The organism is Pseudomonas sp. 09C 129, assembly GCF_002843625.1.
In the GTDB taxonomy this organism is placed as follows: Bacteria; Pseudomonadota; Gammaproteobacteria; order Pseudomonadales; family Pseudomonadaceae; genus Aquipseudomonas; species Aquipseudomonas chlororaphis.
Window position 1 is genome coordinate 5,943,933 of sequence record NZ_CP025261.1, and the last position, 14,866, is coordinate 5,958,798.

The following is a 14,866-nucleotide window of genomic DNA, read 5'->3' on the forward strand; positions in this document are numbered from 1 at the left end:
GCAGCCCCTTAAATCCACAACTTCTTGAAGTCACGACCGCCGAAGATCAGGTTGACCATCGCGCGGGTCAGCCAGATGGCCGTGAACATCGAGGTAAAGATCCCGAGGGACATGGTCACCGCAAAGCCTTTGACCGGGCCGGTGCCCATGGCAAAGAGAATCCCGCCGACCAGCAATGTGGTCAGGTTGGAGTCGAGAATCGCGGTGAATGCCCGGCCGAAGCCTTCGTTGATTGCCCGCTGCACGGTCATGCCGGCGGCGATCTCTTCACGTATCCGCGAGAAGATCAGTACGTTGGCGTCCACCGCCATACCCATGGTCAACACGATACCGGCGATACCCGGCAGGGTCAGCGTAGCCCCCAGCAAGGACATCAGGGCCAGCAGCAGCACCATGTTCAGCGCCAGCGCCACGGTGGCGATGATGCCGAAGAAACGGTAGATGGCGATGATGAACAGCGACACGAACAGCATGCCCCACAGCGACGCATCGATACCCTTGGTGATGTTGTCGGCACCCAGGCTCGGGCCGATGGTGCGCTCTTCGGCGAAGTACATCGGCGCGGCCAGGCCACCGGCACGCAGCAGCAGCGCCAGCTCGGAGGACTCGCCCTGGCCGTTCAGGCCGGTGATGCGGAACTGGCTACCCAGCGGCGACTGAATGGTCGCCAGGCTGATGATCTTCTTCTCTTCCTTGAAGCTCTGCACCGCGACGTCTTTCTCGACACCGTCGACCACTTGCTTGGTGTAAGTGGTGGTCGGCTTCTGCTCGATGAAGATCACCGCCATGCTGCGACCGACGTTGCTGCGGGTCGAACGGCTCATCAGCTCGCCGCCGTGGCCATCGAGCTTGATGTTCACCTGTGGACGACCATGCTCGTCGAAGCCCGCCTGGGCGTCGGTCACCTGGTCACCGGTAATGATCAGGCCACGCTCGATCAGCGCAGGAGGACGATTGCCTTCACGGAACTCGAAAGACTCGGAAGTGGCTTTCGAAGCGCCCGGCTCAGCGGCCAGACGGAACTCAAGGTTGGCCGTCTTGCCCAGGATACGCTTGGCTTCAGCGGTGTCCTGCACGCCCGGCAGCTCAACCACGATACGGTTGGCACCCTGGCGCTGAACCAGAGGCTCGGCAACACCCAGCTCGTTGACGCGGTTACGTACCGTGGTCAAGTTCTGCTTGATGGAGTATTCACGGATTTCCGCCAGCTTGGCCGGGGTCATCGCCAGACGCAGCACCGCCTGACCATTGAGGTCGGCCGGAACAATGTCGAAATCGTTGAAGTTCTTGCGGATCAGCGCACGGGCCTGTTCACGGGTCGCTTCGTCGCTGAAGCCCAGCTGAATGGCACCGCCCAGCTGCGGCAGGCTGCGATAGCGCAGACGCTCTTTACGCAGCAGGCTCTTCACATCGCCTTCGTAGACTTTCAGGCGTGCGTCGAGGGCTTTCTCCATGTCCACTTCCAGCAAGAAGTGCACACCACCGGACAAGTCCAGGCCCAGCTTCATCGGATGCGCGCCGAGGTTGCGCAGCCATTGCGGGGTGGTTTGTGCCAGGTTCAATGCAACGACGTAGTCGTCACCCAGGGCCTTGCGCACGACGTCCTTGGCTGGAAGCTGGTCTTCCTGCTTGGTCAGACGCAACAGGCCGCCCTTGCCCTTGGCCGCGATGGTCGCTGCCTTGACGTTGATCCCGGCGTCGGTGAGTGCTTTGCTCGCACGATCCAGATCCGCCTGAGTGACCTGCAACGCGGTACTCGCGCCGCTGACCTGAATGGCCGGATCATCAGGGTATAGATTGGGAGCGGAATAAATAAAACCGATCGCCAGCACCGCCAGGATCAGTACGTATTTCCACAGAGGGTATTTGTTCAGCATCACGCCGCCCGTTTATGAAGCGGGGCGCCTTGCGCGCCCCGTCGATTGGTAAAAGTTGAAACTTAGATCGCCTTCAGCGTGCCTTTTGGCAGCGTGGCAGCGATCGCGCCTTTCTGAAACTTCATCTCGATAGTGTCGGAAACTTCCAGCACTACGAAGTCATCGGTCACTTTGGTGATCTTGCCGGCGATACCGCCAGTAGTCACAACTTCGTCACCTTTCTGCAGGCTGCCCAGCAGGTTCTTTTGCTCTTTGGCGCGCTTGGCCTGTGGACGCCAGATCATCAGGTAGAAGATGACCAGGAAACCGACCAGGAAAATCCACTCAAAGCCAGTGCCGGCGGGGCCAGCAGCAGGTGCAGCAGCATCAGCCATTGCAGTCGAGATAAAAAAGCTCATGTAACACTCCGGATAATTGCAAAAGTGGGTCTAAACGTCTTTAGAACTTATTCTAAAGGCGGCACGGGTAACCCGCGTTTGGCATAGAAGGAATCGACAAAGGCGGCCAATGTACCCTGTTGAATAGCCTCGCGCAAACCAGCCATAAGCCGTTGGTAATGACGCAAATTATGGATGGTATTGAGCATGCTCCCCAGCATTTCGCCGCACTTGTCCAGATGATGCAGATAAGCACGGGAGAAGTTCTGGCAGGTATAGCAATCGCAGGTCGGATCCAGCGGCGAATCATCATGGCGATGGAACGCGTTGCGGATCTTCAGCACGCCAGTGTCAATGAACAAGTGCCCATTGCGGGCATTACGGGTTGGCATCACGCAATCGAACATGTCCACCCCGCGGCGCACACCCTCAACCAGATCTTCCGGCTTGCCAACACCCATAAGGTAACGAGGTTTGTCTGCTGGCATCTGGCCTGGCAGGTAGTCCAGCACCTTGATCATCTCGTGCTTGGGCTCGCCCACCGACAGGCCGCCAATGGCCAGGCCGTCGAAGCCGATCTTGTCCAGGCCTTCCAGGGAGCGCATGCGCAGGTCCTGGTGCATGCCGCCCTGGACGATGCCGAACAGCGCCGCCGTGTTGTCGCCATGGGCGTTCTTCGAGCGCTGGGCCCAGCGCAGTGACAGCTCCATGGACACCCGTGCGACGTCTTCGTCGGCCGGGTACGGGGTGCATTCGTCGAAGATCATCACGATGTCCGAGCCCAGGTCGCGCTGGACCTGCATCGACTCTTCCGGGCCCATGAAGACTTTGGCGCCGTCGACCGGCGAGGCGAAGGTCACGCCCTCCTCCTTGATCTTGCGCATAGCGCCCAGGCTGAACACCTGGAAACCGCCGGAGTCGGTGAGGATCGGGCCTTTCCACTGCATGAAATCATGCAGGTCGCCGTGCTTCTTGATCACTTCGGTGCCCGGGCGCAGCCACAGGTGGAAGGTGTTGCCCAGGATAATCTCGGCGCCAGTGGCGACGATGTCCCGCGGCAGCATGCCCTTGACCGTGCCGTAGGTGCCCACGGGCATGAAGGCCGGGGTTTCCACAGTGCCGCGGGGGAAGGTCAGACGACCGCGACGAGCCTTGCCATCGGTGGCGAGCAGCTCGAAAGACATACGACAGGTGCGACTCATGCTTGATCCTCAGGGCCGCGTGGCGCGGGATTGCGGGTGATGAACATCGCATCACCGTAGCTGAAAAAGCGGTATCCATGCTCGACGGCAGCCTTGTAGGCGGCCATGGCTTCGGGATAACCGGCGAACGCCGAAACCAGCATCAACAGCGTGGATTCGGGCAAATGGAAGTTGGTGACCAGGGCATCGACCACATGGAACGGTCGGCCCGGGTAGATAAAGATGTCGGTGTCGCCGCTGAACGGCTTGAGCACGCCATCGCGCGCCGCGCTTTCCAGGGAGCGTACGCTGGTGGTCCCCACCGCCACCACCCGACCGCCGCGCGCGCGGCAGGCAGCCACCGCATCCACCACGTCCTGGCTGACTTCCAGCCATTCGTTGTGCATATGGTGATCTTCGATGCGCTCCACCCGCACCGGCTGGAAAGTCCCGGCGCCGACATGCAGGGTCACGAACGCGGTCTCGACGCCCTTGGCGGCAATCGCCTCCAGCAGCGGCTGGTCGAAGTGCAGCCCCGCGGTCGGCGCGGCCACCGCGCCCAGGCGCTCGGAATACACGGTCTGATAACGCTCGCGGTCCGAGTCTTCGTCCGGGCGGTCTATATAAGGAGGCAACGGCATATGGCCGACGCGCTCCAGCAACGGCAGCACCTCCTCGGCAAACCCCAGCTCGAACAGGGTGTCGTGGCGGGCCAGCATCTCGGCCTCGCCACCGCCGTCGATCAGGATCTTCGAACCCGGTTTCGGCGACTTGCTGGAGCGCACATGGGCCAGCACACGGTGGCTGTCGAGCACCCGCTCCACGAGGATTTCCAGCTTGCCGCCGGAAGCCTTCTGGCCAAACAGGCGCGCCGGAATCACCCGGGTATTGTTGAACACCATCAAGTCGCCCGGGCGCAAATGCTCAAGCAAATCAGTGAATTGACGGTGGGCCAGGGCGCCGGTGAGCCCATCCAGGGTCAACAGGCGGCTCGCGCGACGCTCGGCCAGGGGGTGGCGGGCGATCAGCGAATCAGGGAGCTCGAAGGTAAAGTCAGCAACACGCATGATGGGGTTCGTCTAGCAGGGCCGGAAAGTTTAGCGGAAATAGCCAAAATTGACCATGAAACCTGATTGACCAACGGTAGGCACGTCTCTATACTTCGCCGCCATTGAGCCCTGATGGCGGAATTGGTAGACGCGGCGGATTCAAAATCCGTTTTCGAGAGAAGTGGGAGTTCGAGTCTCCCTCGGGGCACCAAACTTAAAAAAGACCTTGAAATTCAAGGTCTTTTTTTTCGCCTGCAGAAAAGTGCCGCAGCCCCTGCGCGCCAGGATTCCGCAGGAGCGAAGCTTGCTCGCGATGAACGATGACGCGGAGAGACTGCTACTGCGCAGCGTCTGTTTCGCGGGCAAGCCTCGCTCCTACAGAGGACTAAAAAGCGCCAATGCAAACCTGCTCAAAAGCTTCCTTGATACGCATCAAGAAGCCCTGACTTGTGCGCCATAGACTGTCTGAAAGACATTGGAGCGATCAGACAGGCCCGATATGAGCGAAGAATCCACCGCGCGTCCCCTTCCCGAAAAAGCCACACCCACAGCCAAACCGACCGTCACGGCCAGCAGCAAAAGCGCCCCACGCAAGCCCGCCACCCCACGCCCGCGCCGGCCACGCGCTACCACTAAACCTGCCGCGGCCAAAACCGCCGAGGCCGAAATCAGCGCCATCAGCCAGCAGCCGGTCGCCCTGCAGGTGGCCAGCGCGCCCCATGGCAGTAATGAAGACAGCTCCACCGCCAAGCTGCCGGCCAGTTACCCGTACCGCAGCCGCATGCGCCGCGCCGAATATGAAAAGGCCAAGCAGGAATTGCAGATCGAACTGCTCAAGGTGCAAAGCTGGGTCAAGGAAACCGGGCAGCGCGTCGTGGTGCTGTTCGAGGGGCGCGATGCCGCGGGCAAGGGCGGCACCATCAAACGCTTCATGGAGCACCTGAACCCGCGGGGCGCGCGGATCGTCGCCCTGGAAAAGCCCAGCGAACAGGAACAGGGCCAGTGGTATTTCCAACGCTACATCCAGCACCTGCCCACCGCCGGGGAAATGGTGTTCTTCGATCGCTCTTGGTACAACCGCGCCGGGGTCGAGCGGGTCATGGATTTCTGCTCGCCCCTGCAATACCTGGAGTTCATGCGCCAGACGCCCGAACTGGAACGCATGCTGTGCAACAGCGGCATCCTGCTGTTCAAGTACTGGTTCTCGGTCAATCGCGATGAGCAACTGCGCCGCTTCATTTCGCGCCGCGACGACCCGCTCAAGCACTGGAAGCTCTCGCCCATCGACATCAAGTCGCTGGACAAGTGGGACGAATACACCGCCGCCAAACAGGCGATGTTCTTCCACACTGACACCGCCGATGCGCCCTGGACAGTGATCAAGTCGGACGACAAGAAGCGCGCGCGGATCAACTGCATCCGCCACTTCCTGCATTCCCTCGACTATCCGGGCAAGAACCTGCGCGTGGCCCATCAACCCGACCCTGTGCTGGTGGGCCGGGCATCCCGGGTGATGGAGGAAGACGAGCGGGTGTACAACGAAGCGGCCGCGGAGCCGGTGCGCAATCCGCAGGCGACACTCGCCTAGGCAGCCAGCCTTGAAGCGGGCCCCGCTCCAGGATCGCTGAAAGATCCTGAAGCAGGGCCAGCCAGCTAGATACCCTGCACCGGCAACAATACACAGGCCTGCAGCCCGCCACCGTCACGGTTGCGCAAGCGCAGTTCGCCGCCATGCTCCAGCACGATCGCCCGCGCCGCGGAAAGCCCCAGGCCGACGCCGCCGGTGTTGCGGTTGCGTGAGCTTTCCATGCGGAAGAACGGTTCGAACACCTGTTCCTGCCACTCGACGGGAATCCCCGGCCCGCGATCCAGCACACAGACCTTCACCTGCTCGGCATCCGCCACCACTTCAATCGCCGGTTCGCTGCCATATTTGATGGCGTTTTCCAGCAGGTTGCTCATGACCCGCTTGAGCCCCAGCGGGCGGCCGAAATACACCAGGCGCGGCGGGCCGCTGAACGCGATGTCGATGGACTGGTCGCGGTAATCGTCGACCAGAGTTTGCAGCAGTTCCGCCAGATCGAAGGACGTCGCCTCCTCCAGCCGCGCATCGTCACGGAAGAAATCCAGGGCCGAGTTGATCATCGCCTGCATCTCGTCGACGTCATGGAACAGCCGACGCTGCTGCTCGGGGTCCTCGATGAACTCGCCGCGCAGGCGCATGCGCGTCAGGGGGGTACGCAGGTCATGGGAGATCGCCGCGAGCATCTGCGTGCGGTCCTTGATGAAGTGCTGCAACTGGGCCTGCATGGCGTTGAACGCGAGGATCGCCTGGCGAATCTCGTGGGGCCCGACCGGCTCGATGGGCGGTGCGCGAAAGTCCACGCCAAAGCGCCGCGCGCCCAGGGCGAACTGTTGCAAGGGCTTGGCCAGGCGGCGGGTGGCGATCAAGGCGACCAGGACGGTGGACAACAACACCAGCCCGATCACGATCACGTTACGCGGCCCCTCGTCCAGCCCCCAACTGCGCGACGCCGAAGAAAACATCAGCCAGGAATCGTCGGCCAATTGGATCAGCAACGCGTACTGGCCGTTCGGCCCGGGCCAATCGCTGGGCTGATAAGCCTCGATATGCCCGTTCGGCGATTTGAGCAACTGCCGAAGCCCCTCCGAATCCGTGCGGTATTCCGGGTCGTCGGTCACCGGCACCGAGATGTCTTGTCGCCTGTTGTGCCAGGTCACGCTCAAGACCGGATTGCTGGCCACTTCAGCCAGGCGCGAGCGCTGCGTCGGTTCGGCGGCCTCGATCATGTTGGTAATAGACGCGATCCGCTCCACCAGGCCGGATTCGCTCAACGGTGGCTTGGCCCAGACCCCGGCCAACTGCACGAACAGCGCATTGAAGGCCAGCGCGGTGAGCATCGCCATCAGGGTGGTCAGGGCGATCCAGCGGGCAATGGTGTCGCGCGGGCCGCCCGGTCTGTGTCTTGCTCTCATTGGCGGGTCACGCTGGGGGTGAACAGATAGCCGCCATTGCGCACCGTGCGAATCATCGCCGGGCGCTTGGTGTCGAACTCCAGCTTGCGCCGCAGGCGACTGACCTGCACATCGATGCTGCGGTCGAAGGCGTCATGGGCCTGCCCGCGCGCCAGGTCGAGCAACTGCTCGCGGGTGAGGATGCGTTGCGGATGCTCGACGAATACCAGCAGCAGGTCGAACTCCCCCGCCGACAGCGGGATCATCACCTGGTCTGGCGAGCGCAGTTCGCGGCGGGTCAGGTCCAATTGCCAGTCGGCGAACCGGATCAACGGGCGCGGCACCTCCCCGGTCACCGGTCGACTCTCCCCGGCCCGGCGCAGCACCGCGCGCACCCGGGCCAGCAACTCGCGGGCATCGAAGGGCTTGCTCAGGTAATCGTCGGCGCCCATTTCCAACCCCACCACGCGGTCGCTCAATTCGCCCATGGCGGTCAGCATGATCACCGGCACGGCGTGCTGCTGGCGCAGGCGCTGGCACAGGGTCAGGCCGTTTTCCCCCGGCAGCATCAGGTCGAGAATGATCAGGTCCGGCACCTGCCGCTCCAGCGCCGCCCACAGCGAAGCGCCCTCGGTGGCGACTTCCACCGAGTAGCCGTGTTGCACAAAAAATTTCTTCAGCAGCGCGAGGACCTCAAGGTCGTCGTCCACGATCAACAGACTGCTCACCAGTGTGTATCACTCAAGCTCGGAATGAGCTGTCATTCAAAACCATTGGACGCGGCCCGTCATATATTTCAACGCAGTAACAAACCGACAACCCCGCAATAAAGCAGACATCTTTAAGCAAAACGCCCATGCCAGCATCGGCCTCCCTGTTCCCAAGGTCCGCCGCCCATGCGCTCATTCCTGTGTTCCGCCCGCCTGCCTCGTCATACCGCCCTGCTGCTGTCCCTGTCCTACCTGGCGGGCTGTACCAGCCCGGGCCCCACTACCCAAACCGCCTGCGCGAAGGTCGACTATCCGATCTATGACCCCGCCGAGCCGGTCAACCGTGGCGTGTTCGCCTTCAACAAGGCCGTCGACGACTACGCACTGGCACCGGTCGCCCGCGGTTACCGCCACCTGCCCGACTTCATGCAACAGGGTGTGCACAACTTCGCGAGCAACTTCGGCGAGCCCAAGGTCTTCATCAACGACCTGCTGCAGGGCAACCCGCAGCGCTCGGTCAACAGCCTGGGGCGCTTTGCAGTCAACACCACGGTCGGCGTGCTCGGCCTGTTCAACGTCTCGGACCCGCTCGGCATCCCACGCCACACCGCCGACTTCGGCCAGACCTTCGGCGTGTGGGGCATCGGCAACGGTCCCATCGTCGAACTGCCGCTGCTGGGCACCGACAACAGCCGCGACTCCGTGGGCAAGATCCTCAACTTCGTGGTCTCCCCCTTCGGCGACAACAGCGACACCGTGCAGACCCTAGGCACTGTCGCCATGGTCGGCGGCGTAGTGGACGGCCGCGCCGCCCTGCTGCCGCTGACCGACAGCCTGAAAACCATGCCCGACTACTACAGCGCCCTGCGCGACGTGAACGCCGAACACCGCGCCGCCTTCGTGCAGGAAGGCAAGCAAGGCGCTACCAGCCCCGCGAAAAACCGCTGTGAAGGAGCGACTCATGATGACTTCTGAAACCGACGCCCTGGTCCTGCTGCAACGCGTAGCCAAACACGGCGACGCCTCCCTGCAATGCCGCGAAGTCAGCCTGCGCCTGTCAGACGACCAGCAGCACCTGACCCTCAGCCGTTACAGCGAGCACTACAGCCCCGAAGGCCTGGAATGGGTCGAACGCCAACACCGCATCAGCGTGACCGAGTTGATTCGTTGGGTGATCAAGCAGGGGGAGCCGCAGGTGTTGGTACAGAATAGAGAGTCGCAAAGAGCTTCGGCTTAAAACCGAGGCAAGCACCCGCCTTGGAAACGACGGATGAAGAGTCTGATTGGAGAGCAGCGTCTGAACGTTGCGTAAAGCATTGTCGGTCGTGACAAACAGATAATTCCCATAAAAAGAATGATAACTCTGACTTGGTTTGTTTTTAAAAGTCCCGGTGTCATGGTTCGAAGGTCACTAATCCCGGTGACACTCAAAGAGAAATGAACATGACACTAGAAGCAGGCGCAACCGCCAACATCGGCGACAAATGTCCACAAGGCGGCACCTGGTACCCCGCAGGTAGCCCAAGCAAAACCCGGTCAATCGGTATCGGCAACAAGATGCCCCCGACTCCCGAGGGTGAACCCCACTGGGTACTTGAGACCCCAACCGGCGATGATTAAAAACAGGTAGTTTCACCATGTCTTGCGTGCAGCCCTCCCTCGGTTTCCGGCGGAGGGCTTTTTGCACCTGGCAACGAAACGCATACGCCTGAGCATCGATTAAAAGTTGAATCCGATGATGGGCATTCAGATTTGAAGAACCTGCTCGGCTACTGCATCATGCGCGCCCCAAATGGATGACTCGCAACACTTCAAGGACCGATCATGAGTGGCAAACCCGCTGCCCGCGTCAGCGACCCAACCGCCTGCCCGCTTCCGGGCCATGGCACCAACCCTATCGTCACGGGTTCGCCCAATGTCATTTTCGACGGCCTGGCCGCCGCTCGAAAGAGTGACCAATCAGCTTGCGGCAGCCCCATCACCGGGGCGGTTTCCAGCACTGTATTCATCAATGGCTTGAATGCCGCCACGCTGGACAGCACCGGCGGGCACGGCAACATCATCGTCGGGGGTTCCGGCACCGTCATCATTGGCGACACGGTGGTCAACGCTCCCTTCTCCGGGCTCCTACCCATGCCGGTGAACTTCACCGACCGTTTGAAGCTGGTGAACGATGTAACGGGCGAACCGATGCCCAATCATGCTTACGTGATCCAACGGGCCGATGGGCGCCTTGAGCATGGGGTTTCGGACGCCGCTGGCTTCACCCATGAAATCAGCTCGCATGTTGCAGAAAGCATCAAGTTGTTTTTGGAAGAGTGACGCATGGAAGCCAACACCATTACCTCGGCGAACGGTAAACCCGTCAAGTTGAAAGCCGAGCACACGCTTACGGATAAAAAAGACAAGAGTGACAAAGTCATTCCTATCGAAAGCACCAAGGCCATTGTGTTTTTTGTGGGGGGTGCAGGGGACAAGGAAAGTTATTATTTTTCTGGCCCTTATGAAAATATAAAATACGCACAAGAGCCCTTAGATAAGCGAGCCAATACCTTACAAAAACAAGGAAAATACAGATCCGCATGGCTTGGGTACAACCAGATTAGAGGAAAGAAAGATATTCAGAAAAATGTCTTGAATATTATCCCTTATAAATCGTGCCCTATTTACATTATTGGCCATAGCTTGGGAGGCTGGAACAGCGGGCATTTGACTAAAACCATGGCTGACTGGGGGTACACCATAACAACACTGGTGACTCTCGACCCCGTCGGAGAAGGTACGCTGGTGTGGCTTGGCTCTGACATTGCCGGATCTGCGCCTACACCGGTTGCGGAGAAGTGGATCAACATCAGAGCCACACCATCCAAACCTGACGATTCAGACAAAGTCGCGGACTTTGGTGAAAGATGGATAATGAATAGCGGGCCTGATTTGAATCTAAACATGGATATTAATCATGCAAATGCATTTGGTATGTTCATGCGGCCAATTGTGGGCTCACAATCCGCCTGCGATATCATCTTTGAATCCATTACCAACAAGCTGGCAAAAACATGAAAAGACTATGGCTGCTTCTACTGGCTATCGCCTGTTCCTCCTGCGCAAAAGATCATGAGAAACCGCCAGCAGACTTGAGTTTCATTTCTGTCGAACGCAAAGCGGATCTTTCGCTGTACATCATCCGCTACGAATCAAACATCAACCTTCTGGATCTCTACGGAAGAGGTATGGGAGAAGGTATTGCCTCAGCTCAATTTATTTGTGCATTAGACGGTGACTATGACTTTTCTGTTGAGCATGAAATTGCGCGTTCTGCCTATGGCAGGATTCAGGCTGATACGGCTCAAGCGAATCAACCAACTTCAATCTTTTTCACTGAGGCTTTTTTGAGTGAAACCCTCGACAAAGGACAATCCCGTCGCGACCTCTCTGTCGAAGAATTGAACGCCTTGTTAGCCAACAAAAAGACGATTCCGTGCAAAGCACTTATCACCGCCTATGGCTACAAGGCCTACTACTCCAACACCCTGCAATTACCCGTTGCCGATCTGCTTCGAGAAATCAATAAACCCGAGACCCCGTAGCCCTCTACGAGTACCGCGCAGTTCTTACCCCCTCCCTGCGCGACTCTCCCTAGCAACCTGAGCACTGGCTGACAAATCTTCGACATCAGCTGCGGTACTATCGGCGCTTCCGTCTGCCGTATGAGCTTTGAATTCGCGTGTCTCGAACGTCCCCCTCGACCGCTGCTAGCAACAACTTGCCCTGCGTCCTCGCCGGCCCCCTGCTGCGCCGCCTGGAACCCACGCGGCTGGTGCTGTGGCTGGCGGGCTCGCGGGCGCTGGAGCTGACGTTGCGTTTGCAGGCAGGCAGCGAGGCGCAAATCCGCGACTACCCGCTCAGCGCCGAGCAGTGCCAGGTCATCCCTGTAGGCCAGCACGCGTTTATCCATCTGATAGATCTGCCGCTGGACAATCCCCTGCCTTGCGATGTGCCCATCGACTATGACCTGCTGATCGCCAACGCCGACGGCTCCAGTTCGGGGATCGCCGAGTGGGCGCCGCATTTGCTGTATGGGCAAAAGCAGCAGCCGGATTTTGTGCTGCACAGCCGCATCCAGCAGTTGGTCCACGGCTCCTGCCGCAAGCCCCATCATGCGGCGGACGAGGGTTTGCTTTGCGTCGATCGCCTGCTGGCGGAAACAGCCGATCCGCAGCAACGCCCTGCCCTGCTGCTGATGACCGGCGACCAGGTATACGCCGACGACGTGGCCGGGCCGATGCTGCGGGCGATTCATGCGCTGATCGAGCGCCTGGGTTTGTTCGGCGAGCATCTGGAAGGCGCGGTGGTGAGCGACAGCGCCGCGCTTTACCGGCATCGCGCCAGCTATTACAAACGCGCCGAATTGCTGCCGGCGCTGAAAAGCAACGAGACCCTGCGCGAGCGTTTCTTCGGCGGGGTGAAGAAGCCGATCTTCACCAGCAGCAGCGCCGACAACCATTTGGTGACCTTTGCCGAAGTCATGGCCATGTACCTGCTGGTCTGGTCGCCGCTGCCCTGGCGCCTGATCGATCCACGACCGCCGCAGCTGGATGCCAAGGAGCAGCAGCGCTACCAGCGCGAACAAGTGCGGATCGAGGCTTTCGCCAAGGGCCTGGGCGGCGTGGCGCGGGTGTTCGCCCACCTGCCGAGCCTGATGATCTTCGACGACCACGACATCACCGACGACTGGAACCTCAGCGCCCAGTGGGAAGAAACCGCCTACGGCCACCCGTTTTCCAAACGCATCATCGGCAATGCGCTGATCGCCTACATGCTATGCCAGGGCTGGGGCAACAATCCGGATGCCTTCGCCACGCCGCTGCAACACACCCGCGCCCTGAGCGCCGAGGCCCAGGGCGATGCGCTCTACCTGGACAGCACCACCCAGGACACCCTGATCGACGAATTGCTGCGCTTCCAGCAATGGCAATACACGCTGCCCACCACCCCGGCGCTGGTGGTGCTGGACACCCGCACCCGGCGCTGGCGCAGCGAGTTCAACCTGGCGCAGCCCTCGGGCCTGCTCGACTGGGAAGCCCTGAGCGAGCTGCAACATGAACTGCTGGATCACCCGTCGGCGATCATCGTGTCCCCGGCGCCGGTGTTCGGCGTCAAGCTGATCGAGACGGTGCAGAAGGTCTTCAGCTGGTGCGGTCACCCACTGCTGGTGGACGCGGAAAACTGGATGGCCCACCGCGGCGCGGCCCAGGTGATCCTGAATATCTTTCGCCACTCGCGCACCCCGGGTAACTACGTGATCCTCTCCGGCGACGTGCATTACTCCTTCGTCTACGAAGTGCTGATCCGCCACCGCAAGGGCGGGCCGAAGATCTGGCAGATCACCAGCAGCGGCATCAAGAACGAGTTTCCGCCAACCCTGCTGGAATGGTTCGACCGCCTCAATCGCTGGCTGTATTCGCCGCGCTCGCCGTTGAACTGGTTCACCCGCCGCCGGCTGATGCGAGTGGTGCCCTACAGCCCCGAACATCGCGAGGCCGGCGAACGACTGTGGAACTCGGCGGGCATTGGCCAGGTATTCTTCAACGACAACGGCCAGCCCCGGGAGATCTACCAGCACAACGCCAATGGCGCGCCGAAAACCCGGATGCTGGCGCCGGAGGAAGACTGAAGAGTGAGAGCGACTTGGCAAAAACCGAGTCGCTCAGACGTCTTTCGGTTCAGCAGGTTGATCCCTGTCCGTCATACAGTCCGTACTCACAGAAGCCTCATCAAACCAACTGTCCCAAGCTTCTCCAGCCGGAGCGATGACCCGAGTACGCCCCATAGCGATGATCTCCACTTGCGTAACATCACCAGGAAACGCCATAGCCTCAGTCAGGTAAATAGTCTGACCGCTGCTGTTTCTAAAGACTGATCCTTGCGCCATCGAGCTATCTCCTGGCGTTTTCAAATAGAGCCACCAGCCTAGCGCGCGTCACCAACAGGTCAACGATCAGGCAAACTTTTCCCCTATGCTTGGGCAGGCCAAGAGATATCTCGGCGCGTCTAAAGCTTACGGACTACTTCTGAAGGCCCTTTCATTCCCATGTTCGAACACCTCGACCTGCATGCCCTGCTCGCGACCTACGGTTACTGGGTGATCGTCCTCGGCTGCCTGCTCGAAGGCGAAACCGTGCTGATCCTGGGCGGCATGGCTGCGCATCAGCAAGTGCTGGACCTGTGGGTGGTGATTGCCGTGGCGACGGTCAGCGGGATGTTCGGCGACCAGTTGCTGTTCTGGAGCGGGCGGCATTTCGGCGGGCGTTTGTTGCCGCGCCTGAAGGGCCAGCAGGCCGCCATCGAGCGGGTGACCGGGCTGATCCGGCGTTACCCCTCGACCTCGGTGCTGGCGGTGCGTTTCATGTATGGCATGCGCTGGGTCGGCCCGGTGGTGATCGGCGCCAGCGGTCTGTCGCCGCTGCGTTTCACCCTACTGAACATGCTCGGCGCGCTGCTCTGGGCCACGCTGTTCGTCTGCGGCGGCTACTGGGCCGGCGATGTGCTGGAGCATCTGTTCGGTGATTTGAAGCCTTATCGCCTGCCGATTGTCCTCGGTGTCGTGGTGCTGGTGGTGCTGGTCGCCCTGCTGCGTCAGCGCCGGGCCAGGGCCAGGAACGCCGCGCCGCTTAACGACTGATCCCGCCCCAATCC

General features: G+C 60.5%; 15 protein-coding genes and 1 tRNA gene. 9 read left to right on the top strand and 7 right to left on the bottom strand.

What is annotated here, in order from left to right:
• Positions 1-8: 8 nt before the first annotated feature.
• The 4 genes from secD to queA all read right to left on the bottom strand — a co-directional run bounded on the left by secD (position 9) and on the right by queA (position 4,502).
• Positions 9-1,877, bottom strand: a complete 1,869-nt coding sequence (gene secD, locus CXQ81_RS26575) for a protein translocase subunit SecD (protein WP_007929511.1) — start codon at positions 1,875-1,877, stop codon at positions 9-11.
• Between the two features lie 62 nt (positions 1,878-1,939).
• The gene (gene yajC / locus CXQ81_RS26580; RefSeq protein ID WP_007929510.1) at positions 1,940-2,275 is read right to left on the bottom strand and encodes a preprotein translocase subunit YajC; all 336 of its coding nucleotides are present in this window, start codon (positions 2,273-2,275) and stop codon (positions 1,940-1,942) included.
• 47 nt (positions 2,276-2,322) lie between these two features.
• Positions 2,323-3,438 carry a tRNA guanosine(34) transglycosylase Tgt gene (gene tgt, locus CXQ81_RS26585; protein WP_162096445.1) on the bottom strand — a complete coding sequence of 372 codons (1,116 nt, stop codon included), beginning with the start codon at positions 3,436-3,438 and terminating at the stop codon, positions 2,323-2,325.
• A 14-nt stretch (positions 3,439-3,452) separates the two neighbouring features.
• On the bottom strand, positions 3,453-4,502 hold the full coding sequence (gene queA, locus CXQ81_RS26590; RefSeq protein WP_007929508.1) for a tRNA preQ1(34) S-adenosylmethionine ribosyltransferase-isomerase QueA: 1,050 nt from the start codon (positions 4,500-4,502) through the stop codon (positions 3,453-3,455).
• A gap of 108 nt (positions 4,503-4,610) precedes the next feature.
• Between queA and CXQ81_RS26595 the strand changes: the two genes are divergently transcribed.
• Both CXQ81_RS26595 and ppk2 read left to right on the top strand, forming a co-directional pair.
• A tRNA-Leu gene (locus CXQ81_RS26595) sits at positions 4,611-4,695 on the top strand.
• A 288-nt stretch (positions 4,696-4,983) separates the two neighbouring features.
• The gene (ppk2, locus tag CXQ81_RS26600; RefSeq protein WP_101338988.1) at positions 4,984-6,072 is read left to right on the top strand and encodes a polyphosphate kinase 2; all 1,089 of its coding nucleotides are present in this window, start codon (positions 4,984-4,986) and stop codon (positions 6,070-6,072) included.
• Between the two features lie 65 nt (positions 6,073-6,137).
• Here the strand turns inward: ppk2 and CXQ81_RS26605 are convergent, their stop codons facing one another.
• Positions 6,138-7,481 carry a cell wall metabolism sensor histidine kinase WalK gene (locus CXQ81_RS26605; protein ID WP_101338989.1) on the bottom strand — a complete coding sequence of 448 codons (1,344 nt, stop codon included), beginning with the start codon at positions 7,479-7,481 and terminating at the stop codon, positions 6,138-6,140.
• On the bottom strand, positions 7,478-8,188 hold the full coding sequence (locus CXQ81_RS26610) for a response regulator (RefSeq protein WP_009045463.1): 711 nt from the start codon (positions 8,186-8,188) through the stop codon (positions 7,478-7,480). The genes CXQ81_RS26605 and CXQ81_RS26610 overlap by 4 nt, the downstream gene beginning before the upstream one ends.
• A gap of 168 nt (positions 8,189-8,356) precedes the next feature.
• On the opposite strand from CXQ81_RS26610, the gene CXQ81_RS26615 reads away from it, so the two are divergent.
• From CXQ81_RS26615 to CXQ81_RS26640, 6 genes are all read left to right on the top strand, one after another.
• Positions 8,357-9,145, top strand: a complete 789-nt coding sequence (locus CXQ81_RS26615; protein ID WP_092417643.1) for a VacJ family lipoprotein — start codon at positions 8,357-8,359, stop codon at positions 9,143-9,145.
• Entirely contained in the window at positions 9,132-9,407 is a 276-nt protein-coding gene (locus CXQ81_RS26620) for a hypothetical protein (protein ID WP_101338990.1), read from the top strand. Before CXQ81_RS26615 ends, CXQ81_RS26620 begins: the two co-directional genes overlap by 14 nt.
• Before the next feature lie 587 nt (positions 9,408-9,994).
• Complete coding sequence (locus tag CXQ81_RS26625; protein WP_101338991.1) at positions 9,995-10,492, top strand: PAAR domain-containing protein; 498 nt, start codon at positions 9,995-9,997, stop codon at positions 10,490-10,492.
• Between the two features lie 3 nt (positions 10,493-10,495).
• Positions 10,496-11,230 (top strand): alpha/beta hydrolase, encoded by a 735-nt coding sequence (locus CXQ81_RS26630; protein WP_007929476.1) that lies wholly within the window; start codon positions 10,496-10,498, stop codon positions 11,228-11,230.
• Entirely contained in the window at positions 11,227-11,757 is a 531-nt protein-coding gene (locus CXQ81_RS26635; protein ID WP_256593435.1) for a hypothetical protein, read from the top strand. Before CXQ81_RS26630 ends, CXQ81_RS26635 begins: the two co-directional genes overlap by 4 nt.
• Positions 11,758-11,894: 137 nt before the next feature.
• On the top strand, positions 11,895-13,844 hold the full coding sequence (locus CXQ81_RS26640; protein WP_101338993.1) for an alkaline phosphatase D family protein: 1,950 nt from the start codon (positions 11,895-11,897) through the stop codon (positions 13,842-13,844).
• Between the two features lie 33 nt (positions 13,845-13,877).
• On the opposite strand, the gene vapB is transcribed toward CXQ81_RS26640, so the two are convergent.
• Positions 13,878-14,102: a type II toxin-antitoxin system VapB family antitoxin gene (vapB, locus tag CXQ81_RS31315; protein WP_053262521.1), complete on the bottom strand. Its 225-nt coding sequence runs from the start codon at positions 14,100-14,102 to the stop codon at positions 13,878-13,880.
• A 159-nt stretch (positions 14,103-14,261) separates the two neighbouring features.
• Between vapB and CXQ81_RS26650 the strand changes: the two genes are divergently transcribed.
• On the top strand, positions 14,262-14,852 hold the full coding sequence (locus CXQ81_RS26650; protein WP_101338994.1) for a DedA family protein: 591 nt from the start codon (positions 14,262-14,264) through the stop codon (positions 14,850-14,852).
• The last annotated feature ends 14 nt before the right edge of the window (positions 14,853-14,866 follow it).

Excerpts from the sequence above, each read along its gene's own strand:
- CXQ81_RS26650 (WP_101338994.1), top strand. The coding sequence starts at position 14,262 with ATGTTCGAACACCTCGACCTGCATGCCCTGCTCGCGACCTACGGTTAC.
- CXQ81_RS26615 (WP_092417643.1), top strand. The coding sequence starts at position 8,357 with ATGCGCTCATTCCTGTGTTCCGCCCGCCTGCCTCGTCATACCGCCCTG.
- CXQ81_RS26620 (WP_101338990.1), top strand. The coding sequence starts at position 9,132 with ATGATGACTTCTGAAACCGACGCCCTGGTCCTGCTGCAACGCGTAGCC.
- vapB (WP_053262521.1), bottom strand. The coding sequence starts at position 14,102 with ATGGCGCAAGGATCAGTCTTTAGAAACAGCAGCGGTCAGACTATTTAC.
- secD (WP_007929511.1), bottom strand. The coding sequence starts at position 1,877 with ATGCTGAACAAATACCCTCTGTGGAAATACGTACTGATCCTGGCGGTG.
- CXQ81_RS26605 (WP_101338989.1), bottom strand. The coding sequence starts at position 7,481 with ATGAGAGCAAGACACAGACCGGGCGGCCCGCGCGACACCATTGCCCGC.
- ppk2 (WP_101338988.1), top strand. The coding sequence starts at position 4,984 with ATGAGCGAAGAATCCACCGCGCGTCCCCTTCCCGAAAAAGCCACACCC.
- queA (WP_007929508.1), bottom strand. The coding sequence starts at position 4,502 with ATGCGTGTTGCTGACTTTACCTTCGAGCTCCCTGATTCGCTGATCGCC.
- yajC (WP_007929510.1), bottom strand. The coding sequence starts at position 2,275 with ATGAGCTTTTTTATCTCGACTGCAATGGCTGATGCTGCTGCACCTGCT.
- tgt (WP_162096445.1), bottom strand. The coding sequence starts at position 3,438 with ATGTCTTTCGAGCTGCTCGCCACCGATGGCAAGGCTCGTCGCGGTCGT.
- CXQ81_RS26625 (WP_101338991.1), top strand. The coding sequence starts at position 9,995 with ATGAGTGGCAAACCCGCTGCCCGCGTCAGCGACCCAACCGCCTGCCCG.
- CXQ81_RS26635 (WP_256593435.1), top strand. The coding sequence starts at position 11,227 with ATGAAAAGACTATGGCTGCTTCTACTGGCTATCGCCTGTTCCTCCTGC.
- CXQ81_RS26630 (WP_007929476.1), top strand. The coding sequence starts at position 10,496 with ATGGAAGCCAACACCATTACCTCGGCGAACGGTAAACCCGTCAAGTTG.